Annotated in this window: 17 protein-coding genes; 6 read left to right on the top strand and 11 right to left on the bottom strand. The window is 63.6% G+C overall.

Going from position 1 to position 22,344, the window contains the following annotated elements:
* Positions 1–61: 61 nt before the first annotated feature.
* The 4 genes from CEJ45_RS01100 to CEJ45_RS24445 form a co-directional block, all read right to left on the bottom strand.
* A complete protein-coding gene (locus tag CEJ45_RS01100; protein ID WP_088753410.1) occupies positions 62–1,681 on the bottom strand; it encodes a methyl-accepting chemotaxis protein in 1,620 nt (539 codons plus the stop codon).
* A 201-nt stretch (positions 1,682–1,882) separates the two neighbouring features.
* Positions 1,883–3,502, bottom strand: a complete 1,620-nt coding sequence (locus CEJ45_RS01095) for a methyl-accepting chemotaxis protein (protein WP_141106951.1) — start codon at positions 3,500–3,502, stop codon at positions 1,883–1,885.
* A gap of 425 nt (positions 3,503–3,927) precedes the next feature.
* Complete coding sequence (locus tag CEJ45_RS01090; protein ID WP_088753409.1) at positions 3,928–4,386, bottom strand: GNAT family N-acetyltransferase; 459 nt, start codon at positions 4,384–4,386, stop codon at positions 3,928–3,930.
* Positions 4,355–4,579 (bottom strand): hypothetical protein, encoded by a 225-nt coding sequence (locus CEJ45_RS24445; RefSeq protein ID WP_158214881.1) that lies wholly within the window; start codon positions 4,577–4,579, stop codon positions 4,355–4,357. The genes CEJ45_RS01090 and CEJ45_RS24445 overlap by 32 nt, the downstream gene beginning before the upstream one ends.
* Before the next feature lie 249 nt (positions 4,580–4,828).
* On the opposite strand from CEJ45_RS24445, the gene CEJ45_RS01085 reads away from it, so the two are divergent.
* A complete protein-coding gene (locus CEJ45_RS01085; RefSeq protein WP_088753408.1) occupies positions 4,829–6,406 on the top strand; it encodes a DUF3300 domain-containing protein in 1,578 nt (525 codons plus the stop codon).
* A gap of 246 nt (positions 6,407–6,652) precedes the next feature.
* Positions 6,653–8,353, top strand: coding sequence for a peptide chain release factor 3 (locus CEJ45_RS01080; protein WP_088753407.1), 1,701 nt, complete (start codon positions 6,653–6,655; stop codon positions 8,351–8,353).
* A 103-nt stretch (positions 8,354–8,456) separates the two neighbouring features.
* Here CEJ45_RS01080 and ppa read toward each other — a convergent pair whose 3' ends face one another.
* From ppa to hemC, 5 genes are all read right to left on the bottom strand, one after another.
* Positions 8,457–8,990, bottom strand: coding sequence for an inorganic diphosphatase (gene ppa / locus CEJ45_RS01075; RefSeq protein WP_006463345.1), 534 nt, complete (start codon positions 8,988–8,990; stop codon positions 8,457–8,459).
* A 277-nt stretch (positions 8,991–9,267) separates the two neighbouring features.
* Positions 9,268–10,467, bottom strand: coding sequence for a heme biosynthesis protein HemY (locus CEJ45_RS01070; protein WP_088753406.1), 1,200 nt, complete (start codon positions 10,465–10,467; stop codon positions 9,268–9,270).
* 20 nt (positions 10,468–10,487) lie between these two features.
* The gene (locus CEJ45_RS01065) at positions 10,488–11,696 is read right to left on the bottom strand and encodes a uroporphyrinogen-III C-methyltransferase (protein WP_088753405.1); all 1,209 of its coding nucleotides are present in this window, start codon (positions 11,694–11,696) and stop codon (positions 10,488–10,490) included.
* 35 nt (positions 11,697–11,731) lie between these two features.
* Positions 11,732–12,529: a uroporphyrinogen-III synthase gene (locus tag CEJ45_RS01060; RefSeq protein WP_088753404.1), complete on the bottom strand. Its 798-nt coding sequence runs from the start codon at positions 12,527–12,529 to the stop codon at positions 11,732–11,734.
* Positions 12,513–13,469, bottom strand: a complete 957-nt coding sequence (hemC, locus tag CEJ45_RS01055) for a hydroxymethylbilane synthase (RefSeq protein ID WP_088753403.1) — start codon at positions 13,467–13,469, stop codon at positions 12,513–12,515. Before hemC ends, CEJ45_RS01060 begins: the two co-directional genes overlap by 17 nt.
* A gap of 245 nt (positions 13,470–13,714) precedes the next feature.
* Here hemC and ppc point away from each other — a divergent pair, with 245 nt between their 5' ends.
* On the top strand, positions 13,715–16,630 hold the full coding sequence (gene ppc / locus CEJ45_RS01050) for a phosphoenolpyruvate carboxylase (protein WP_088753402.1): 2,916 nt from the start codon (positions 13,715–13,717) through the stop codon (positions 16,628–16,630).
* Between the two features lie 387 nt (positions 16,631–17,017).
* The gene (locus CEJ45_RS01045) at positions 17,018–17,956 is read left to right on the top strand and encodes a dienelactone hydrolase family protein (protein WP_088753401.1); all 939 of its coding nucleotides are present in this window, start codon (positions 17,018–17,020) and stop codon (positions 17,954–17,956) included.
* A gap of 185 nt (positions 17,957–18,141) precedes the next feature.
* Here CEJ45_RS01045 and CEJ45_RS01040 read toward each other — a convergent pair whose 3' ends face one another.
* Both CEJ45_RS01040 and CEJ45_RS01035 read right to left on the bottom strand, forming a co-directional pair.
* On the bottom strand, positions 18,142–18,972 hold the full coding sequence (locus tag CEJ45_RS01040) for an HDOD domain-containing protein (RefSeq protein WP_088753400.1): 831 nt from the start codon (positions 18,970–18,972) through the stop codon (positions 18,142–18,144).
* 213 nt (positions 18,973–19,185) lie between these two features.
* The gene (locus tag CEJ45_RS01035) at positions 19,186–19,386 is read right to left on the bottom strand and encodes a hypothetical protein (protein ID WP_088753399.1); all 201 of its coding nucleotides are present in this window, start codon (positions 19,384–19,386) and stop codon (positions 19,186–19,188) included.
* 58 nt (positions 19,387–19,444) lie between these two features.
* Between CEJ45_RS01035 and argH the strand changes: the two genes are divergently transcribed.
* Positions 19,445–20,839, top strand: a complete 1,395-nt coding sequence (argH, locus tag CEJ45_RS01030; RefSeq protein ID WP_088753398.1) for an argininosuccinate lyase — start codon at positions 19,445–19,447, stop codon at positions 20,837–20,839.
* Between the two features lie 311 nt (positions 20,840–21,150).
* On the top strand, positions 21,151–22,308 hold the full coding sequence (locus CEJ45_RS01025) for an ABC transporter substrate-binding protein (RefSeq protein WP_088753397.1): 1,158 nt from the start codon (positions 21,151–21,153) through the stop codon (positions 22,306–22,308).
* The last annotated feature ends 36 nt before the right edge of the window (positions 22,309–22,344 follow it).

The raw sequence follows: 22,344 nt of genomic DNA, 5'->3' as shown, positions 1-22,344 counted from the left end.
ATTACCGTCGCATTGAAGAAAAATGAAAAAAGAGGGACGCCACCAAGCGCCCCTCTTGCCCTCAAGCCTGCGCGCGTGCTCCCACCAGCAGCAAGTCGGCAGCCCGCTCCGGGATGGCCTCCCCGGACACCAGGTCAATGGCCAGCTCCCGTTCACGATCCAGCTTGAACACCTGCACCGCACCTGCGAGCTGCACCGCCTGCTCCTGCAGCGATTGCGAGGCCGCAGCCGCCTGCTCCACCAGCGCCGCATTCTGTTGCGTGACTTCATCCATGGCGCCGATGGCCTGGTTGATCTGCTCCAGGCCCTGGCTCTGTTCACTGCTGGCCTCACTGATTTCGCTCACGATGTCGGTGACCCGCCCCACACTCTGCACCACTTGCGCCATCGTACTGCCCGCCTCGGTCACCAGGCGGCCACCGGCACCGATCTTGTCGACCGAATCCTGGATCAATTCCTTGATCTCCTTGGCGGCCGTGGCCGAACGCTGGGCCAGCGAACGGACCTCGGAAGCCACCACCGCAAAGCCGCGTCCCTGCTCACCTGCACGTGCCGCTTCAACCGCTGCATTCAAGGCGAGGATATTGGTCTGGAAAGCGATGCCGTCGATCACGCTGATGATGTCCACGATCTTCAGCGACGAGGCATTGATGGCCTCCATGGTCAGCACCACTTCATCGACCACCTTGCCACCCTGGGCCGCCACGGCCGAGGCCGAGCGCGCCAGTTCGCTGGCCTGGCGCGCGTTCTCCGCGTTCTGGCGAACGGTGGCGGTCAGTTGCTCCATGGCGGTGGCCGTTTCTTCGAGGGAGCCCGCCTGCGATTCGGTGCGGGAAGACAGGTCCAGATTGCCGGTGGCGATTTCACGCGCGGCCACCTGGATCGTGCCAGTGCTGTCGCCCACACCGCCCATGATCTTGCGCAGGCTGTCGTTCATGCGCCCCAGCGCCTGCATCAGATGGCCGATTTCATCACGCGCGGCGTGATCGATCTTGCTGGTGAGGTCGTAGCGGGAGATGGCCTCAGCCACATGCGTGGCGTGTCGCAGGGACGTGACGATCAGGCGCACCAGCAGCAGGCTCAAACCCACCACCACCGCACCGATCAGCAGGCTCACGCCGACGATGATGACGGTGGACGACTCCAGGATAGAAGCGGCGTTCTCCATCCCCTGGCGGCCAAGCTGTTCGTTGTACTGCTTGTGCTCAATGAGGGCTTTTATCAATCGGTTGCCGGCCGGCACCAGCAGCTCTTCCCTCGCGCGCGACAGTTCGGACGGCTGCCCGGTCTCAACCAGGGCCAAGGTCTGGTGCCGTGCTTTCTCGTAATCGGCAAAGGCGGCACGGTCCTGCTCCAGCATCTTTGCGTCTTTCGGGTCGGAGATGCAATCCTTCTCGTATTTGAGGAAGGCGGCCTGTACCTTTTCATGCAGCGACTCGAGGACAGGGAAAATCTTTTCACGGGTCGCGGGCTCGATGAAGTAGCGCGCCACGTTCAGCCGTATCGCGTAAACCGATTCGATCGCCTGATCCAGCGCGAGGATGCTGGGGACGGTATTCTGGGTCGAATAGCCGGCTGATTCCGAGACCCGGTGGCTCTGGTAGATGCTCAGCGCCGCCAGGGCGCACAGGCCCAGGATGACGGCGATGATGAGAAGGTACAACTTCTTGGCAATGGTCATGTTCGGCTCTCCTTGGCGCATGAGTAGGTCACTGCAGAATGCTTGCCCACATCGGGCTGCAGGAACCTTAGCCCAACTGAGGATCACCAACGCTCACATCTCATGACTACTGCTGACCATCCGCAAGCTGACGCGGCCTCCAAAAAAACCGGCGTCAAAAACACACGCTTGCGCCAACCACCACGGGCGCAAGCACCTGCATCAGGCAGGCAAGGCCAGCACGTCGCGTCCTGCCAAGGTGCCTGCAGCCGTCGCGTGTGGAGCTGCTTCACCCTGCATCTGCAGCTCATGCGCCAGCTTGAAGACCGCCACGGCCTCGGACAATCCCGCTGCCTGCTCCCGCATCGACTGCGATGCCGCAGCCGCCTGCTCCACCAGCGCCGCATTCTGCTGCGTGGCCTGATCCATCAAACCGATGGCCTGGTTGACCTGGACGATGCCATCACTCTGCTCGGCGCTGGCAGCGGTGATGTCGGCGACGATGTCGGTCACGCGGCGCACGCTGTCGACCACCTGCTGCATCGTATCGCCCGCTTGCGCCACCAGGCGGCTGCCGCTCTCCACCTTGCCGACCGAGTCATCGATCAGTTGCTTGATCTCCCGCGCCGCCGCAGCCGAACGCTGGGCCAGTGAACGCACTTCAGAGGCCACTACCGCAAAGCCGCGCCCCTGCTCGCCGGCACGCGCGGCTTCAACGGCCGCATTCAGGGCCAGGATGTTGGTCTGGAACGCGATACCGTCGATCACGCTGATGATGTCGACGATTTTCAGCGAGGACGCATTGATCTCTTCCATCGTCCGCACCACCTGCTGCACCGCCTGCCCACCCTCGGTAGCGATGCTGGAGGCGGAGCTGGCCAGCACATTGGCCTGCTGGGCGTTGTCCGCATTCTGGCGCACGGTGGCCGTCAGCTGCTCCATGGCGGAGGCGGTCTCTTCGATGGAGCCAGCCTGGGATTCGGTACGGGCCGACAGGTCAAGGTTGCCGGCGGCGATTTCTCCCGTGGCCGTGGCGATGGCGCTGGCACTGCTGCGCACATTGCTCACGATGCGGACCAGGCTGTCGGTCATCTGCTGGATGGCAAGCATCAACTGGCCCACTTCATCATCGGCGCGGCGACGGATACGGGTGCTGAGGTCGCCCGTGGCAATGGCGCGGGCCGTCATGATGGCCTCGCCCAGCGAGGTGGAAATGGTGCGCGAAATCAGCAGGCTGACCACCGCCACCACCGCACACACGGCCAGGCTCATCAACACCGCCTGGTAGACGGCCGAACGCAGGCTGCCCTGGGCCGCCTGCACACCTTGCTGGCCCAGCTGCGCGTTGTACTGCCGATGCGCAGCCAGAGCGCCGATGAGCTTGTCGCCCGGCGGCACGACCTGGTGCTCGACGGCGTGCAGGGCTTCCTCGATCTTGCCTGCGGCCCCCAGGGCAATGACCACCTGGCGGCTTTTTTCATAGTCGGCGAAGGCGTCGCGATCGGCTTGCAGCAACTGGCGATCGGTCGCGTCGGAAAGGGCTTCCTTCTCGTAACGGTCGAAGGCGGCGATGACCTTGTCGCGGTTCGTGCCCATGGATTTCTCCAGCTTGGCACGCACGGCAGGATCGGTCGCAGCCGCATAGCGCCAGATGCCCACGCGGATGCGGAAGATGGCTTCCCCCGCCTCGCCCAGCAGCAGCAGGCTGGGCACGGTGTTGACCGCAGAATAGCTGGCAGCATCGGCAATTCGATTGCTGTGATAGATGCTCAGGCCGGTGAGGCTGGCCAGGCCGAGGACGACGGCAAGCAGAAGCAGACGGAGTTTGTTGGCAATGGTCATGGTCAGGAGTCGTGCGCTCGCGAGGTGATGTGACGCGGCGAGGCGGCGGACTGAAATGAAGAGGTGCCAAAATTATAAGTCTGCGAAAAATGATCAAAATTCACATCTGGCCGCTTCTTGATGCGGATCATCTTTGCGTCACTGCGACAGGAACTGGATCAAGTCTTCATCAAAACTAAGTTGCCAGCATCGGATATGGCCGTCCCAGGAGGGGCCCGTAAGAAAAATGCTTAGGAAGGAAGACGGGAGGAGGAATCCGGAGGGGGTCTGGAATCGCACACAGCGGGAATCCGCATGCGTTTTCCGGTAGAAGGCCAAGGAAGCAAAAGCGCGGGAAAACTAAGTTTACTGATCACGCCGGTCAGGTCGCATCAGGAAAACCAGCGGAGGCATGCCTGCACTCCGCTGATCCGGCGCAGGAAGATTTACTGCGCCGCGGCCTGCTTGTAGATATCCGGGCGCGAGATATGCCAGACGAAGTCACCGCGATTGATGGCCTCGAAACCACAGCTGGCATACAGCCACGGCGCGGTAGAAGTGGTCAGCATGACGCGGCGCAGTTTCTGCAGCGTGGGATGCTGGTTGACCGATTCGATCATCCAGCGGCCCAGGCCCTGGCCGCGCAGGTCGCCGACCACGAAGACATCGCACAGGTAGCCGAAGGTGGCGTGATCGGTCACCACGCGGGCGAAGCCGATCTGCTGCTTGCCGCGATAGAGGCCGAAGCAGAGGCTGTTGGCCAGCGCCGTGCGCACGGTGTTGAGGTCGATGCCGGGCGACCAGCTCGAATGGGTCAGTACGTCGTGGATGAGGGGGATGTCCAGCCGGTCGGGATCGGTGTCGATGAGGAAATCATCGCGCCGCCAGATCAGGTGATGGCTCATGGTCGTTCCTTGCTTGATGGCTTGTTGTCGTAAAAAGTTTGCCTTGGTACTTGCTGCATGCCCGGCCCTGCTGCGAAAACAGTTTAGAACGTTTCTCCTCCCCCGTCGCAACGCGTGGCAACCCATCGTGGCGGGCCGCTGCGATGCCGGTGAAGCTCATGAATGACTGATCTGCACGATAGATGAGTATCATGCGATTCATCGGTTTCCTTGATGAGATTCGTGCCGTGGCCATTCATGATGCCACAGCAGCCCCCGCCTTGCGCAAGGCTTTCCACTGGGCAAGTGGTGCGATCACTGCCGCCCCGGGCTGAAACATTGCTTGCACTTCCGTTACACCTTGCGCACTCAAGTTGGCAGAGCATGGCTCCATCCTGTGCCCCGGAAGCATGCACCGCCTGTTGCCTCCTTCCGCCGCACGCAATCCGGCAAGGAGAACGACATGAACAAGACATCCCTGGCCTGGGCCACCTGCCTGGTCTTTTCGCTGGTCTCTGGCCTGCCCGTGCAGGCGCAGACAACCTACGCACCGCCACCCCCGCCCGCCTATACCCAGCAACAGCTGGACCAGATGCTGGCCCCGGTGGCGCTGTATCCTGATTCGCTGCTGGCCCAGGTGCTGATGGCCTCGACCTATCCGCTGGAAGTGGTGCAGGCCCAGCGCTTTGTCGAAGCCCGGCCGGGCCTGCAGGGCGACGGCCTGGCGCGGGCGGTAGCCCCCATGCCGTGGGACCCGAGCGTGAAGGCGCTGGTGCAATTCCCCTCGGTATTGGCCATGCTCAATGATCGCCTGGACTGGACCCAGCAACTGGGACAGGCCTTCCTCGCCCAGCAGACCTCGGTCATGGATACGGTGCAGAACCTGCGCGAACGCGCCCGCATCGCCGGCACGCTCGAATCCAGCCCGCAGCAGCGCGTGGTGGTGCAGGATGAAGTGATCGAGATCGTGCCGGTCAATCCGCAGGTGGTGTATGTGCCGTATTACAACCCGACCGTGGTGTATGGCAACTGGTGGTGGCCGTCGGCTCCACCGGTGGTGTGGGCGCCGCCGCCGCGCTATCGCCCGCCCAGCTATGAGCCGGGGTTCTCGGCCAGCATCAGCTTCGGGGTGGGCATTGGCGTCATGAGTGCGGTCTTTGGTGATGCGCGCCCGGACTGGCGGCAGCGCCAGGTGATGGTCACGCAGACGCGCATCAACAACGTCACCAATGTGACCAATGTGAACAACGTCAACAACACCAGCGTCATCAACAACCGCTACGTCAACAACAACATCAACGTGAACCGCAACGTGACGATGAACCAGCGTCCGGTGGTCTGGCATCACGACCCGCGTTACGCCGGCGGCCGCACTGCGCAGCTGCCAGCCCCTGCACTGGCCCCGCCGCCGGGACAACGTCCGCTGGCAGGCCCCCAGGCACAGAACCTGGTACAGGCCCAGCACGCGCCGCTGTGGCATGGACATGGTCCGCAAGCGCAAGCGGGACAGCCCTTCCCGGCCAATGCGGCGCGCCCGCTGCCGGTGGCCGACAACGTCCAGCAGCGGGTGGCCCAGCAGGATCAGCTGCGCCAGCGCCAGGCCATCGACCAGCAGCGCCAGCGTGAGCAGCAGGCCAATGAACAGCAACGCCAGCACGAACAGATGATCCGTGGCCAGCAGCTGCAACGCGACCAGCAAGCCCAGGAGCAGCGCCAGCAGCAGCAGGCCCAGGAACGCCAGTGGCAGCAGCGCCAGCAACAGGTGGAGCAGCAGCAACAACGCCAGCAGCAGATGCAGCAACAGCAATTGCAGCAGCAACAGCGTGAGCAGCAGATGCGCCAGCATCAACAGCAGGAGCAGCAACGCCAGCAGCAGATGATGAACCAGCAGCGCGAGCAGCAGCATCGCCAGATGGAGCAGGCCCGCCAGAAACAGCAGCAGCACCAGGCGGCCCAGCATGAACAGCAGGCGCGCCAGCAGCAGGCCCAGCAGCGCGAAGCCCATCAGCGCCGCGAGGATCGGCGCGACGAACGCTCCTGATCCTGCCGCGCCCTACCTGTGCGTCATCGCCTGGACGGCCCGCCGCCCGCACGTTGCCGTCCGGCAAACATGCGGGCAAGCGGGCCGCTTCAGTTATAATCTCGGGTTTTCCAGAGCTGTCGGAACAGGGCGTGCGGCGCCTCCTTGCCAAAGGAACAGTGCGCGCAGCCCGAGGCCATGCGGGTTGGATCGTCCAGCCGCGCCGGGGGCCGTGTTCCGCCCGGCTCCCACCCCGACCGATCCGCCATGCAAGAACCCAGCAACGAACTCCCCGACGTCGCCGCCACCGCTCCCCAGGCCGCTGACGCAGATAACGCCAGCGCGCCTGGCGCCACCACCAAGGTCTCTTCCGACCTGATCGCGCGCGAAGTCAAGCGCCGCCGCACCTTCGGCATCATCTCCCACCCCGACGCCGGCAAAACCACGCTGACCGAAAAGCTGCTGCTGTTCTCGGGCGCGATCCAGCTGGCCGGTACCGTGAAGGCCCGCAAGAGCGGCCGCCACGCGACCTCGGACTGGATGGAAATCGAAAAGCAGCGCGGCATTTCCGTGGCCAGCTCGGTGATGCAGTTCGAGTACCGCGATCACGTCGTCAACCTGCTCGACACCCCGGGCCACCAGGACTTCTCGGAAGATACCTACCGCGTGCTGACCGCCGTGGACTCGGCGCTGATGGTGATCGATGCCGCCAAGGGCGTGGAAGAACAGACCATCAAGCTGTTGAACGTCTGCCGCATGCGCAATACGCCCATCATCACCTTCATGAACAAGCTGGACCGCGAGACCCGCGATTCGCTGGAGCTGTTGGATGAGCTGGAGTCGGTACTGAAGATCCAGTGCGCACCGGTGACCTGGCCGATCGGCATGGGCAAGAATTTCCGTGGCGTGTATCACCTGCTGCGTGACGAGATCATGCTCTTCAAGGCCGGTGAAGAACGCGCCAACGGCAACGTGGAAATCATCAAGGGCATCGACAATCCCAAGCTGGCCGAGATGTTCCCGCTGGAAATCGAACAGCTCAAGATGGAAGTGGAACTGGTGCATGGCGCCTCCCACCCCTTCAACCTGGAAGATTTCCTGGCCGGTGTGCAGACGCCGGTCTTCTTCGGCTCGGCCATCAACAACTTCGGCGTGCGCGAGATCCTCGATGCGCTGCTGGACTGGGCACCGGGTCCGGGCGGACGCGACGCCACCGTGCGTGATGTCAAGCCGACCGAAGAGCCCTTCTCCGGTTTCGTCTTCAAGATCCAGGCCAACATGGACCCGGCGCACCGCGACCGCATCGCCTTCCTGCGCGTGTGCTCGGGGCGCTTCGAGCGCGGCATGAAGTTGAAGCACCTGCGCCTGAACCGCGACATCAAGGTGTCCTCGGTGGTGACCTTCATGGCCTCCAGCCGCGAACAGGTGGAAGAAGCCTATGCCGGCGACATCATCGGCCTGCCCAACCACGGCAACATGCAGATCGGCGACAGCTTCTCCGAAGGCGAGATGCTGCAGTTCACCGGCATTCCCTACTTCGCGCCGGATTTCTTCCGCGTGGCGCGCATCCGCAATCCGCTCAAGATCAAGCAGTTGCACAAGGGCTTGCAGCAGCTGGGTGAAGAAGGTGCGGTGCAGGTCTTCAAGCCCGTCACCGGCAGCGACCTGATCCTGGGCGCGGTGGGCGTGCTGCAGTTCGAAGTGGTGGCCAGCCGCCTGCTGAATGAATATGGCGTGGACGCGGTGTTTGAAGGCACCAGCATCAGCAGCGCCCGCTGGATCAGCTGCGATGACAAGAAGAAACTGGCCGACTTCGAGAAGTCCTCGGCCGGCGCCAACCTGGCCATCGATGCGGCCGGCAACATGGCCTACCTGGCCAGCTCGGGCGTGAACCTGCGCCTGACCCAGGAACGCTGGCCGGAGATCACTTTCCACGCCACCCGCGAACACGCGGCCAAGCTGGACTGACCCGGCGTTGAGCGCATCGGCCGGCCCCCGCCGGTCATGAAATGAAAATCGCCCGACAGGCGCAAACCTGTCGGGCGATTTTTTATGCCTTGCTGATGGGGAATTACTTGGCGTTCTTGAACGCTTCCACACCGGCCAGGATTTCAGCACGGGCGGCGTCCGGGCCTTCCCAGCCTTCGACCTTGACCCACTTGCCCTTTTCGAGGTCCTTGTAGTGTTCGAAGAAGTGCTTGATCTGGTTCAGGCGCAGTTCGTTGAGGTCTTCCGGCTTTTGCCAGTGGGTGTAGATCGGCAGGATCTTGTCGACCGGCACAGCCAGCAGCTTGGCATCGATGCCCGATTCATCGGCCATCTTCAGCACGCCGATGGGACGGCAGCGCACCACCACGCCCGGGATCAGCGGGAACGGGGTGATCACCAGCACGTCGACCGGGTCGCCGTCTTGCGACAGGGTCTGGGGAATGTAGCCGTAGTTGCACGGATAGTGCATGGCAGTGCCCATGAAACGGTCGACGAAGATGGCGCCGGTGTCCTTGTCCACTTCGTACTTGATCGGGTCGGCGTTCATCGGGATTTCGATGATCACGTTGAAGTCATTGGGCAGGTCGCGGCCAGCGGGGACGTTGTTCAGGCTCATGGGATTCTCACTAGGGAAAGAAACGAAAAGCGGTTTTCGGGTCGGCAGCGCCAAGGCATCCATGCTTAATGCTCGATGCCATGAGCATTAAACGGCGCTTAATGCTCAATTCAGGCATGCCAAACACCGGAAAGCCGCAATTATAGCGGCATTCAGGCTCAGACCGGCATCTTGGCCGGTGCAACTTACGCCAACATGACAGTGCCCGGCAGCGCACATGAAAAAGGCGGAAGGGCTTGCGCCGCTTCCGCCTTGGTCATTGACCGGCGCAACAAGTTCAGCGGATGGCCGTGGCCAGGGCGCATTGCTTGTAGTGGCCGGCGGCCTGGTCGGGCTGGTCCAGGGCCTCGTGCAGCTGGGCCAGGGCCAGGTGCGATTCGCGCACGGTGCGCGGTTCGATGGCATCCGACAGGGCTTGCTCCAGATGGCGCTGGGCCTTGCCCCACAGCTTCTGGCGCAGGCAGAACATGCCCAGGGTCAGGGCCAGTTCGGCATCGGTCGGGTTCTTGGACAACCAGGATTCGCAATGCTCGATCTGCGACAGCAGGGCCGGCGAGCCGGCTTCGGCGGTCGATTCACGATAGGCACGCAAGAGGCGGATATCCCAGTCGGCCGCCAGCGCGCGTTCCAGCAGGCTGCGCGCTTCATCATGCAGGCCACGGCTGGAGAAGGCGTGGGCGGCACGTGCGGCGATATAGGGCTTCAACTTGTCGACACCAGGCACGCCATTCCACAAGAGGCGAATCGATTCGGCATCGTGCGAGCGGTCCGACAGCAAGGCATCGTAGGACATCTCGCGCAGGCGATTCGACAGGGCCGGATGCAGGGCGTTGCGCTTGTCCAGGGTCTGCACCAGGCGCAGCACTTCAGGCCAGTTCTTGGCTTGCTGGTTGGCCTTCAACGCCCATTGCAGGGCCTGGATGTGGCGGGTGCCGTTGGCGTTCAACTCTTCCACGGTTTCCAGCGCCTGCTTGAAGTGGTGTTCGTCCACTTGCAGTTCCAGCGCCGTCATCAGGCGCGCAGCCTTGAGCGTGGGATCGACTTCGGTGCTGGCCAGCCAGATGTCGCGGCGGTCGCCCTGGCGCATGCGGTGCGCGGCACGGGCCGCAATGAGGGCGGCCACGCCGGCATTGTCGGGCAGGTCGGAGGCGCGCGTGGCGGACTTCTCGGCCTGGCCGAAGCGGCCTTCGAAATATGCCTTCAGGGCGTCGCGCAGGGCCTTGTTGCTTTCATTCTCGCGCTTGGCACGGCGATAGGCGATCACGCGGCCGGGCAGCTTTTGCGTCAGGCGGATGGCGCGGATGACCACGTAGATGGTCAGGAACACCGCCAGCACGGCGAAGATGAAGAAGTTCAGGGACAGGTCGATGCGGTACGGCGGATAGAACAGCACCACATTGCCGGGATTGAAGCGCGCCAGCACGGCCAGGCCGATGGCGGAGGCAAACAGGGTCAGAAGCCAGAGCAGTATTTTCATATCAGGTTCCCGTCAGCGGCTCACGGACGGGCCTTGTAGTTGCGCACCGCGTTCAGGCTTTCAGCCAGCGTGGGCAACTGGATGGAGACATTGCTGCCCTGCACCTGCTTCAACAGCGCCTGTGTGGTCTGGACCTGCTTGGCGCGGGTATCGAAATACTTGGCGATGGTGTCCTGCGCCGAGGACAGGTCATTGCGGAAGGCGAACTCGTTGCGCGAGAGCAGCGCCAGGCGTGCATTCAAGAGGCGCAGCTTGAGGTTCTCACGCACGAAATACGCCTGGCCCGGCGAGAGCAGGATCGCTTCGGGGGTCTGCACTTCGCGGATGCGCACCAGCTGGCGCAGCTCGGACCACATCTCGGTGCTCATGCTCTGCCAGGTTTCGCGGGCACCGGCCAGCCATTGCGACCAGGCCGACGCTTCGGCAGGTGCGGCTTCGGCCTTGGTCTTGGCACGGCCAGCCTCGCCCTTGGCGGCGGGCTTCTCGGCGGCAGCGGTCTTCACCTGCTGTTGCTTGGGTTCGCTGGCGGACTCCACCGGACGCTCATCGACCAGCAGCGGCAGGTTGTCGACCTGGCCGATGGCGCTGTCCAGGCGCACGGCGATGCCGGCGATGTCCACCGTGGGCAGGGCCTTCAGGCGTTCGATGTCACGCGCGATGGCGCGGCGAATGGCGATGAACTGCGCCTTGTCCGAGCGCGACAGGCTCTTGTCGGCATTCTGCAGCGCGATCAGCGCGCCTTGCACGTTGCCGGCCAGCTCCAGCTGCTGGTCAGCGGTGGAAAGGACTTCCTCGATTTCGGAGAGGGCCCAGTCGTCGCGGTTCTTGTTCAGGTCCTGGTACATCTGTTCCAGCGCCAGTTGCTGGCTCTGGGACTCGGCCTGCTTGCTGTCGAGCACGCTGACCTTGGATTGCAGTTCCTTGGTGCTCTCCTGCACGGCCTTGAGCACGCCCTTCAGTTCATTGCTGCTGTTGTCGCCATTCTGCAGGCGCTGCGCGACTTCGCTGCGCAGGTCGCGCAGTTCGGTATGCGAGACCCACCACTGCGCGCCCAGGCCGGCGATGACCAGCAGCAGCACGATGGTCTGCGCACGCTGGCGGCGGCGCAGCACGGCCGTGCCATCCGGCGGGGTGAAGGTATAGGAAGCCTGCGGGGCCGCAGCACCAGCGCCGTGGCTGGCTTGCGGTTGAGGCTCCGGCAATTGGGGAGTGGGTTGCTGTTCGTTCATGGGCTGGATTGTAACGCGGCAAATTACGCGGCCACTCAGGGAGCGGATGGAACAAGGGCGGCAAGCAGGCGTTCATCTCCCGAGCCGGTCAGGACCACCTGCACGAAACCCTGCTCCCGCGCGGTCTCGGCGATCCTGTGGTGAGAGACGACGATGCGTTGTCGTTGCAGTTTTACCACACGTTCCTCGCCCCCGGCTAGTCTTGCCAAGTGAAGCAAATTGCGCAAGGCCTCGGAACTGGTGATGACCCAGTCGGCGCCACCGTCGAGCAAATCCAGCAGTTGCAGGCGGTTTTGCGCGTCCAGTTCGGGGGCCAGGCGGCGATAGGCAGTGAGCAATTCGACCTCCACGCCCTGTTGTTGCAAAGCTTCACTCAGGAATTCGCGGCCGGCCTGGCCGCGCACGATCAGAGCGCGCCTGCCGCGCAATTGTTCCAGCGGGAGGGATTTGAACAATTCCTCGGAATCCATCTTGTCGGCGCGTTGGGGGCCGTAGATGGTGGCGTTGCCCGTATCGACGCCATGGCCGCGCAAGGCCACCCTGCTGCCCTCCCCCACGATGCCGATGGGCACATCGCGCGGCCATTGCTGCAGGTGGGCAAAGGCGGCATCGATGGCATTGGGGCTGACGAAGACCACCAGCGCAAAGTCGTGCAGGCGCGCCAGCGTGGCCTTGAGTTCGCTGTCATCGTCCACCGGTCCGATGGCCAGCAGCGGGAACACCACGGCACGCCGTCCCAGTTGCTGCACGCGCCCGGCAAAGGCGCCGGCCTGCTGCAGTGGCCGGGTCACGACCACCGGCAAGGATGAAACGGGCTCAGGCCGAAGCGGCATCAGCCTGGGCCTTGCAGGCCGCCAGAATGGCATCGGCGCCGCGCGACTTGAGCAGCTCGGCCACTTGCGCACCGAGCGCCTCGGGCGCATCCGGCGAGCCTTCGGCCTCAGCGGCAGCGGCTTGCGCGCCGTCGGGGGTGGCGATCATGGCGCGCAGGTGCAGGCGTTCGCCCTCCAGCGTGGCGTAGGCCGCCAGCGGGATCTGGCAGCTGGCACCGAAGATGCGCGAGACCGAACGCTCGGCCGCCGACACGACGGCCGCCGGCACATCATGCAGGGGCGCCAGCAGGCGCTTGATGTCGTCACGGCCTTCGGGGATCTCGATGGCCAGCGTGCCCTGGCCGGGCGAGGGCAGGCTCTGTTCGGGATCGAGGAAGGAGCGGATGCGCGCCTTCAGGCCCAGGCGGTTCAGGCCGGCCACGGCCAGGATGATGGCGGCATAATCGCCGCGATCCAGCTTGGCCAGGCGGGTATCGAGATTGCCGCGCAGCGGCTTGACCACCAGTTGCGGATAACGCGCGGCGATCATGGCCTGGCGGCGCAGGCTGCTGGTGCCGACGATGGCGCCGTCGGGCAGCGCATCAAGCGAGTCGTAGTCGTTGGAGACGAAGGCGTCGCGCGGGTCTTCGCGTTCCAGGATGGCGGCCAGCTCGAAGCCTTCGGGCAGGTCCATCGGCATGTCCTTCAAGCAGTGCACGGCGAGGTCGGCGCGGCCTTCGGCCATGGCCACTTCCAGTTCCTTGACGAACAGGCCCTTGCCACCCACCTTGGAAAGCGCGCGATCAAGAATCTGGTCGCCACGGGTAGTGGTTCCGAGGATATTGATGCTGCACTGCGGATATAATGCCGCCAGACGGTCCCGCACGTACTCGGCCTGCCACATGGCGAGGCGGCTTTCACGCGAGACGATGACGATGTTGGAAGGAGGAAATTCTTTCAAGACGGGCTTTCCGATTCAGTCGTGGCACCCGCGGCCGAGGAGACAGGGAAAGCAGGAGACCGGCGCATCCAGACTGAACAATACGATTAAAAAAAGCGATCGGGGGCAAGCAGCAACGCACATCGATCACAGCGACCAGAAGCGAGACGCACACCAAAAACGAGGCAAATTCTAGCACGCACACCTACGGCAATCCGATCCACAAGCACGACTTTCTCCTCCGAAAACCGCAGCAACCGTTGATCATGGCGACTAAAAATCCAACACCACGCAGTGCCCGTTCCACTCCCTCCACGCCACGCGCCACCACTGCCGCCAAGCGCAGCCCGGCCAGCAAGACCGTCACCAAACCCGCCCGCAGCACCGACAAGGATGCGCCCCTGAAGGAACACATCCGCCTGCTCGGACGTCTCCTGGGCGAAGTCGTGCGGGAACAGGAAGGCGATGAAGTCTTCGAGGTGGTGGAAACCATTCGCCAGACCGCCGTGCGTTTTCGCCGCGAATCCGATGCCAAGGCCGGCGCCGAGCTGGACAAGCTGTTGAAGAAACTGACCCGCGACCAGACCAATTCGGTGGTGCGCGCGTTTTCCTATTTCTCGCACCTGGCCAACATCGCCGAAGACCAGCACCACAACCGCCGCCGCCGCGCGCACCTGCTGGCGGGCTCAGAGGCCAAGCCGGGCAGCGTGGCCTATGCGCTCTCGCGCCTGGACGATGCCGGGGTCTCGGGCGCGCAAGTGCGCAGCTTCCTGAAGGAAGCGCTGGTCTCGCCGGTGCTGACCGCCCACCCGACCGAAGTGCAGCGCAAGTCCATCCTGGACGCCGAGCGCGAGATTGCACGCCTGGTGGCCGAACGCGACCTGCCGCTGACCCCGCGCGAACTGCGCCACAACACCGAACTGCTGCGCGCGCGCATCGCCACGCTGTGGCAGACGCGCATGCTGCGCTATACCAAGCTGACGGTGGCCGACGAGATCGAGAACGCCCTCTCCTACTACCGCATCACCTTCCTGCGCGAACTGCCGGCCCTGTATGACGACATCGAGGCCGAGATCGACAGCCAGTTCCCCTCGCGCGCCAAGACCCGCGCCGTGGAGCTGCCGCCCTACCTGCAGATGGGCAGCTGGATCGGCGGCGACCGCGACGGCAATCCCAACGTCAATGCCGCCACCATGCAGCATGCGTTGAAGCGCCAGTCCACCACCATCTTCGATTACTACCTCGACGAAGTGCACACGCTGGGCGCCGAGATGTCCATCTCCACCCTGATGGTCGCGGCCAGCCCGGAACTGCTGGCTCTGGCCGATGCCTCGCCGGACCACTCCGAGCACCGCGCCGACGAACCCTACCGCCGCGCCCTCATCGGCATCTACGCGCGCCTGGCCGCCACCGCCCGTTCGCTGGGCGTGGTCAACATCCTGCGCCAGGAAATCGGTGCTGCCGCGCCCTACGCCAGCCCGGCCGAATGCGTGGCTGAACTGGAGGTGCTGGTAGCCTCGCTGCAGGCCAACCACGGTGCCGCGCTGGTCAAGCCGCGCCTGGCCGGATTGAAGCGTGCCGTGGAAATCTTCGGCTTCCACCTGGCCACGCTGGACATGCGCCAAAGCTCCGACGTCCACGAGCGTGTGCTGGCCGAGCTCTTTGCCAAGGCCCAGGTCGAGGCCGACTACGCGGGCCTGACTGAAGAGCGCAAGATCGCCCTGCTGCTGGGCGAACTGTCCAGGCCGCGCCTGCTGTATTCGCCCTACCTGCAGTACGCCGATGAGACCAATTCCGAGCTGACCATCCTGCGTGCAGCGCGTGAAATCCGCCGCCGCTACGGCGAACGCGCCATCCGCAACTACATCATCTCGCACACCGAAACCCTCTCCGACCTGCTGGAAGTCTTGCTGCTGCAGAAGGAAACGGGCCTGCTGCACATCGAAGGCAACCAGCTGCACGAGCTGGAACTGATGGTCATCCCGCTCTTCGAGACCATCCCCGACTTGCGCTGTGCGGCCGAGATCATGCGCGGCTGGCTGACCCTGCCGCAGGTCAAGGGCTTGATCGCCAAGCACGGCAAGCTGCAGGAAGTGATGCTGGGCTATTCGGATTCCAACAAGGATGGCGGCTTCCTGACCTCCAACTGGGAGCTCTACAAGGCCGAGAACCAGCTGGTGGAACTGTTCAATGAAGCCGGCGTGAAGCTGCGCCTCTTCCATGGCCGTGGCGGCACCGTCGGCCGTGGCGGCGGCCCCAGCTACCAGGCCATCCTGGCGCAGCCGCCCGGTACGGTCAACGGCCAGATCCGCCTGACCGAGCAGGGTGAAATCATCGCCTCCAAGTTCTCCAATCCGGAAATCGGCCGCCGCAACCTGGAGCTGCTGGTCGCCGCCACCTTGGAGGCGAGCCTGATGCCTGCCGCCACCGATGGCAAGGAAGCCAAGAAGCTGGCCGAGTTCGAGCGCGTCATGGAAGAACTGTCGGAGCGCGCCTATCGCGCCTACCGCAACCTGGTCTACGAGACCCCGGGCTTCACCGATTACTTCTTCGCCGCCACGCCCATTGCCGAGATCGCGCAACTGAACATCGGTTCGCGCCCGGCCTCGCGCAAGGCGACCCAGCGCATCGAGGATCTGCGCGCAATTCCCTGGGGCTTCTCGTGGGGCCAGTGCCGCCTGCTCTTCCCGGGCTGGTATGGCTTCGGCAGCGCGGTCTCGGGCTGGCTGGAAGAAGCCGGCAACGCCAAGGAGAGCGCAAAGCGCCTGGCCACCCTGCGCGCCATGTGCAAGGAATGGCCGTTCTTCGCGGCCCTGCTGTCGAACATGGACATGGTGCTCTCCAAGACCGACCTGGCCGTGGCCTCGCGCTACGCCGGGTTGGTGGCCGACCGCAAGCTGCGCACCACGATCTTCGGCCGCATCACCGGCGAGCATGAACGTACCAGCGCCATGCTCTCGGCCATTACCGGCACCAAGGAGCGACTGTCGGGCAATCCGCTGCTGGCGCGCTCGATCAAGAACCGCTTCGCCTATCTCGATCCGTTGAACCACCTGCAGGTCGAACTGATCAAGCGCCACCGCGCCACGGCCGCCGCCAAGCGCACGCCGGAAGAACGCGTGCAGCGCGGCATCCACCTCACCATCAATGGGGTGGCCGCCGGCTTGCGCAATACCGGCTGAGCGAGGCTGTTGCCCTGCCAGCAAGAGGGCTGCCCGCCGATGCGGGCGGCCCTTTTTTTGTTTGGATTGGAACCAGGAGACGCCCCGTCTCAAGTTCAGCGTTTGCATGCCGATAACAGATGGCTCATCTGACATTTGACGAAGCGACAAGCTGTTGCGGGCGGCGCACAGGTGCAGGCGCGCTCTTGTGATGAATCAGGTTTTTGCACCGCAAAAACGAATCTTCCCTGCCGCCAGACGCTTCGCTTTTGTAAAATACAAGCTGAAGAATTCAAATACACAGTGCCGTTGCAATCCTTGAAGCTTATTGCTTCAGCGACCATTTTCCCCATAGGCGGGAATGGTCAGGACGCAGCGGCCAGGCATCGAAACGGGGAAACGAACATCATGCGACATTGGGGAAAACCGCTGGCAGCGTTCTGCATTGCAGCATCGCTCGCCGTGATCCATTCCTGGGCGCAGGCCGCGCCGGCTCCGGCATCGTCGGCACCGCTGGAAGCACGCCGCGTGTCGCTCACCAGCGTCGACAGCAAGGGTGGCAAGGCCACCGCGCTCTATGGCGTGTGGATCAAGGCGCGCAAGTCGCTCACCACCAAGGGACCGGCACCGACCGTGATCGCCCTGCATGGCTGCGGCGGCTTGTACAGCATGGTCAAGGATGGCAAGGGTGAATTCACGCCGCGCCACCTGGCGATGGCGCGCGTACTCAGTGACGCCGGCTACAACGTGCTGTTCCCGGACAGCTTCACCCCGCGTGGCCGCCGCTCCACCTGCCAGGACACCGTGGCCCAGCGCGAAATCAGCGCCATGAACCGCCGCTTCGACGTGCAGGCTGCCCTGCACTGGGTGACCTCGCAGCCGGACGTGGATGTGAAGCGCATCGCCCTGCTGGGCTGGTCGCATGGCGCCTCCACCCTGCTGGCCGCGATGAACCTGGCCGAGACCGATGTGGCCGTGCGCAAGATCCAGCCGCGTGCTGCCGTGGCCTTCTATCCGGATTGCCGTCCCTATGCCAAGACCACCGAGCCCTTCAAACCGGCCGCACCGCTCTTGATCCTGATGGGCGAGAACGATGACTGGACCCCGCCCCAGGCCTGCGAAGCCATCGAGCAGAAGATGAAGGGCAGCGACACCGAGATCGCCCTGCGCCTCTATCCCGATACCTATCACGACTTCGACGCGCCCGGCCTGCCGGTGCACGTGCGCATGGATGTGGCCGGTGTAGGCAAGCGCGGCGAAGGCGTCACCAGCGGCGGCAACCCGGATGCGCGCAGCCAGGCGTATCGGTCCATGCTCAATTTCCTGGACGCCAAACTCAATTACTGAGCGGGCACGGGAGATCCGGGTGGCGCAGGTGCCTCCCGGATTTTGCAAGCCGCTTCACCAAACGACAATGCCGGCCCCTTGCGGGAGCCGGCATTGTCGTTTTTTGCGTCCTTTTCCTTCACACCGGCCGGAGCCGCCCTACTTCGGCGCTCTCCGGCCTGCCCTTCCATGGATGATCTGGCCGATCAGGAGATCAGCTCCTGCATGCCCTCACCCAGTTCCGCCAGTGGTGGCATGTCCTCGGTGAAGGTGGCCAGGCTCAATCCCAGCTTGGCGGCCACTTCAGTCGGGAAGGTCGATTCCAGTTCGTCGGCCGAATACTTGTTTTCCTCCGCGCGGGCACGCCAGGCGGCCAGGTGGACAACGGCGGCGAAGGGATCGAACTCGCCCTTGAGCGGCTGCGGGAAAGCCTTGATGACCTTGGCGAACTCATCCGGGAAGCGCCAGCGGCGTGCCAGCTCGGCACCGACATCGGCAAAGTCGTAGCCGAAGGACTGGCGCTCCACATCCAGGCGGCGCGCATCCAGGGGACCGGCGACCTTGTCCACCTCCAGCGCCTGCTCGGGCATGCCGGCATGCATCACCAGCTGGCCGATGGCGTGCATCAGGCCCACCGTGAAGGCGAAATCGGAATTGAGCTTGACCTGCTTCTGCTTGGCCAGCCACTTGGCGACGATGGCCGTATCGAGGCTGTAACGCCAGAACAGCTTCAGGTCCACGCCGGGCAACTTCTTGAAACTGCCGGCCATGCCGGTGCTCACCACCAGCGTGCGCACTGTCATGAAACCCAGCATCAGCACCGCATCATCGACGGTGCCGATGGTGCGCGAGACGTGGTAATAGGATGAATTGGCCAGGCGCAGGATCTTGGCACTCAAGACCTGGTCGGCGGCCAGCTTCTTGGCGATCTCTTCAATCGAGACCGAATCATTGTTGAAACTTTCGATGACTTCCTGCACCACCTTGGGAATGCTCGGCAAGGCAGTTTGCTGCTGAAACAGTGCTTCCAAATTCATGCTTCTCTCCTGTAAGACGACCCCCAACCATCTCTCTTGAGCGCTTGACAGGACCACCCCCGTGGCATGTGCAGCCGGACGATACCCCCACGACACCGACGGGTGCCGGCATCATCCTGGCTGCGCCGTGGCTGGCAGCCCTGTTCTTCTCCGGAAACCTGCAGAACTTCACCCGGATCAGTCATCGCACCTTGAGTATAGCGTCAGCAAATGTCAGGAGCCCATGGCTTTTTGCCGCCGCAGGAGAGCTTGCGCAAAAACAACAAGCAAAAATGATGCCACATGGAAACTTTGGCTGGTTTGACGGCGTAAAAAGCTTTCCATCACCACCCGCTGGGAACGGATGAAAAAAGCGTGCGACTGGCCGGTGATGAAATGCGAAAAATCCGCGTGCCGCAGCATTTCCGGCTGCATGGCCGTGGCTTGGCGCAGTTGTGCTTGCTATAATCGCCCATTCTCCGGAATTCCCAATATGACAGACCAATTTGCTAAAAAGGGCGAAGCCTGGTCGGCTCGCTTTTCTGAACCCGTCTCCGATCTCGTCAAGCGCTATACCGCATCGGTGTTCTTCGACAACCGCATGGCCCAGGTCGACATCCAGGGCTCGCTGGCGCATGCCGAGATGCTGGCCCACCAGGGCATCATCAGCGCGGCCGATTACGCCGAGATCCAGCGTGGCATGGCCCAGATCAAGGGTGAAATCGAGTCCGGCCAGTTCGAATGGCTGCTGGACCTGGAAGACGTCCACCTGAACATCGAAAAGCGCCTGACCGAACTGGTCGGCGACGCCGGCAAGCGCCTGCATACCGGCCGTTCGCGCAACGACCAGGTGGCCACCGACATCCGCCTCTACATGCGCGGCGCGGTGGACGACATCATCGGCCTGCTGCGCGAGTTGCGCCTGGCCCTGCTGGACCTGGCCGAGCAGCACGCCGACACCATCCTGCCGGGCTTCACCCACATGCAGGTGGCGCAGCCGATCACCTTCGGCCACCACGTGCTGGCCTATGTCGAGATGTTCGGCCGCGATGCCGAACGCATGATCGACGCCCGCAAACGCATCAACCGCCTGCCGCTGGGCGCAGCCGCCCTGGCCGGCACCACCTTCCCGATCGACCGCCTGCGCGTGGCCAAGACCCTGGGCTTCGACGACGTCTGCCGCAACTCGCTGGACGCCGTCTCGGACCGTGACTTCGCCATCGAATTCTGCGCCGCCGCTGCATTGGTGATGACGCACATCTCGCGCATGTCCGAAGAGCTGGTGATCTGGATGAGCCCGCGCGTGGGCTTCATCGACATCGCCGATCGCTTCTGCACCGGCTCGTCCATCATGCCGCAAAAGAAGAACCCGGACGTACCCGAACTGGCGCGCGGCAAGACCGGCCGCGTCAACGGCCACCTGATCGCCCTGCTGACCCTGATGAAGGGCCAGCCCCTGGCCTACAACAAGGACAACCAGGAAGACAAGGAACCGCTGTTCGACACCGTCGACACGCTCACCGATACCCTGCGCATCTTCGCCGACATGGCGCGCGGCATCAGCGTCAAGCCCGAAGCCATGCGCGCGGCCGCCCTGCAAGGCTACGCCACGGCGACCGACCTGGCCGACTACCTGGTCAAGAAGGGCCTGCCCTTCCGCGACGCCCACGAAGCCGTGGCGCACGCCGTGCGTACCTGCGTGGACAAGGGCTGCGACCTGGCCGACCTGTCGCTGGCCGACCTGCGCGCCTTCTCCGAGCTGATCGGGGAAGACGTGTTTGCCGTGCTGACGCTGGAAGGCTCGGTAGCCGCGCGTGACCACATCGGCGGCACCGCACCCAACCAGGTACGTGCAGCCATTGCGCAACTGCGCAAGGAACTGAACTAAGCACTATCTCGCACCACCCTCGTCCGCTGGCCGGACGAACTTCGCATGCCACTGTGGCGCGCCCTACCCGGGTGCGTTGCAGCGGGTTGTAATTGCTGGCGCAGCCTGCCTTTTCGGGTATGCTGTGGCGGCTGTATCGAAAGAGACCACACAACGGTCTTCAGAGGATGGAGCACAAGTCCCGGCCATCCCGGGCGTCTTTTGCATCATCCTCGATGAAGGAATCGCCACATGACGTCGCGCCGCGCTGTTGCGCACGGTGCTCCGTGATGCGGACGATTTCTACAATATCTAACTGAGGAGAGAACTCGATGCAATTCAATACCATGCTCAAGACCATTCCGGCCCTGCTGATCGGTGCCACCCTGTCCTCGGCCGCACTGGCCGCCGACATCAAGCTGGGCGTGGCCGAAGCCCTGACCGGCCCGGCCGCCAAATATGGCGTGGCCATCAAGAACGGCTTCACGCTGGCTTCCGAAGAAATCAATGCCAAGGGCGGCGTCAACGGCGACAAGCTGGCCCTGGTGATCGAAGACGAACAAGGCAAGAAGGAAGAAGCCATCAACGTCTTCAAGAAGCTGATCTTCCAGGACAAGGTACTGGCTGTCTTCGGCCCCACCCTGTCGAATTCGGCCTTCGCTGCCGACCCGATCGCCAACGCCGCCAAGGTGGTGGTGTTCGGCACCAGCAATACCGCTGACGGCATCACTGCCATGGGTCCCTTCACCTTCCGCAATTCCGTGATGGAAGCCGACGTGCTGCCCGTCACCGTCAAGGCGGCCGTGAAGCACTTCGGCATCAAGAAGGTTGCCGTGATCTACGGTAACGACGACGCCTTCACCAAGTCCGGCTATGACGTCTTCAAGGCCACCCTGGAACAGCAGAAGATCCCCGTCACCACCACCGAGGCCTATGCCAAGGGCGACGTCGACTTCAAGGCCCAGCTGACCAAGATCAAGGCCGGCAACCCGGACGCCATCGTCTGCTCCTGCCTGGCTGAAGAAGCCGCCAACATCATCCTGCAGACCCGCGCGCTGGGCATGAAGCAGCCCTTCATCGGCGGCAACGGCCTGAACTCGCCCAAGCTGTTCGAGATCGCCAAGGATGCCGGCGACAACACCCTGATGGGCAGCCCCTGGTCGGCCGAGAACCAGACCCCGGCCAACAAGGCGTTCATTGCCGCCTACAAGGCCAAGTTCGGTTCCGACCCTGACCAGTTCGCCGCGCAAGCCTATGACGCCATGTACATCATGGCCGATGCGATCAAGAGCGTGAAGCTCTCCGGCAACCTGGCCAAGGACCGTGACGCCCTGCGCGCCGCGCTGCCGGCAGTCAAGATCGACGGCGCCACCGGCAAGTTCGCCTTCCGTGCAGCACCGGCGGTGGCAGGCAAGCAGGTCGGCTTCGATGCGGACCAGGAAGCCATCGTCAACATCGCCAAGGGCGGCAAGTTCGTCCTGCTGAAGTAAGCAGCCCAAGGCTGTAAAGACGGTCGCTGCCGGTCC

The sequence above is a fragment of the Herbaspirillum aquaticum genome, assembly GCF_002213425.1.
In the GTDB taxonomy this organism is placed as follows: Bacteria; Pseudomonadota; Gammaproteobacteria; order Burkholderiales; family Burkholderiaceae_D; genus Herbaspirillum; species Herbaspirillum aquaticum.
Note: the sequence above shows the minus strand (reverse complement) of the source record. Positions and strands in the feature narration are given on the sequence as shown.

What these genes read in the sequence shown, in the direction of transcription:
- CEJ45_RS01100 (WP_088753410.1), bottom strand. Translation starts at nt 1,681, where the DNA reads ATGACCATTGCCAAGAAGTTGTACCTTCTCATCATCGCCGTCATCCTG.
- CEJ45_RS01095 (WP_141106951.1), bottom strand. Translation starts at nt 3,502, where the DNA reads ATGACCATTGCCAACAAACTCCGTCTGCTTCTGCTTGCCGTCGTCCTC.
- CEJ45_RS01090 (WP_088753409.1), bottom strand. Translation starts at nt 4,386, where the DNA reads ATGAGCCATCACCTGATCTGGCGGCGCGATGATTTCCTCATCGACACC.
- CEJ45_RS24445 (WP_158214881.1), bottom strand. Translation starts at nt 4,579, where the DNA reads ATGATACTCATCTATCGTGCAGATCAGTCATTCATGAGCTTCACCGGC.
- CEJ45_RS01085 (WP_088753408.1), top strand. Translation starts at nt 4,829, where the DNA reads ATGAACAAGACATCCCTGGCCTGGGCCACCTGCCTGGTCTTTTCGCTG.
- CEJ45_RS01080 (WP_088753407.1), top strand. Translation starts at nt 6,653, where the DNA reads ATGCAAGAACCCAGCAACGAACTCCCCGACGTCGCCGCCACCGCTCCC.
- ppa (WP_006463345.1), bottom strand. Translation starts at nt 8,990, where the DNA reads ATGAGCCTGAACAACGTCCCCGCTGGCCGCGACCTGCCCAATGACTTC.
- CEJ45_RS01070 (WP_088753406.1), bottom strand. Translation starts at nt 10,467, where the DNA reads ATGAAAATACTGCTCTGGCTTCTGACCCTGTTTGCCTCCGCCATCGGC.
- CEJ45_RS01065 (WP_088753405.1), bottom strand. Translation starts at nt 11,696, where the DNA reads ATGAACGAACAGCAACCCACTCCCCAATTGCCGGAGCCTCAACCGCAA.
- CEJ45_RS01060 (WP_088753404.1), bottom strand. Translation starts at nt 12,529, where the DNA reads ATGCCGCTTCGGCCTGAGCCCGTTTCATCCTTGCCGGTGGTCGTGACC.
- ppc (WP_088753402.1), top strand. Translation starts at nt 13,715, where the DNA reads ATGGCGACTAAAAATCCAACACCACGCAGTGCCCGTTCCACTCCCTCC.
- CEJ45_RS01045 (WP_088753401.1), top strand. Translation starts at nt 17,018, where the DNA reads ATGCGACATTGGGGAAAACCGCTGGCAGCGTTCTGCATTGCAGCATCG.
- CEJ45_RS01040 (WP_088753400.1), bottom strand. Translation starts at nt 18,972, where the DNA reads ATGAATTTGGAAGCACTGTTTCAGCAGCAAACTGCCTTGCCGAGCATT.
- CEJ45_RS01035 (WP_088753399.1), bottom strand. Translation starts at nt 19,386, where the DNA reads ATGCAGCCGGAAATGCTGCGGCACGCGGATTTTTCGCATTTCATCACC.
- argH (WP_088753398.1), top strand. Translation starts at nt 19,445, where the DNA reads ATGACAGACCAATTTGCTAAAAAGGGCGAAGCCTGGTCGGCTCGCTTT.
- CEJ45_RS01025 (WP_088753397.1), top strand. Translation starts at nt 21,151, where the DNA reads ATGCAATTCAATACCATGCTCAAGACCATTCCGGCCCTGCTGATCGGT.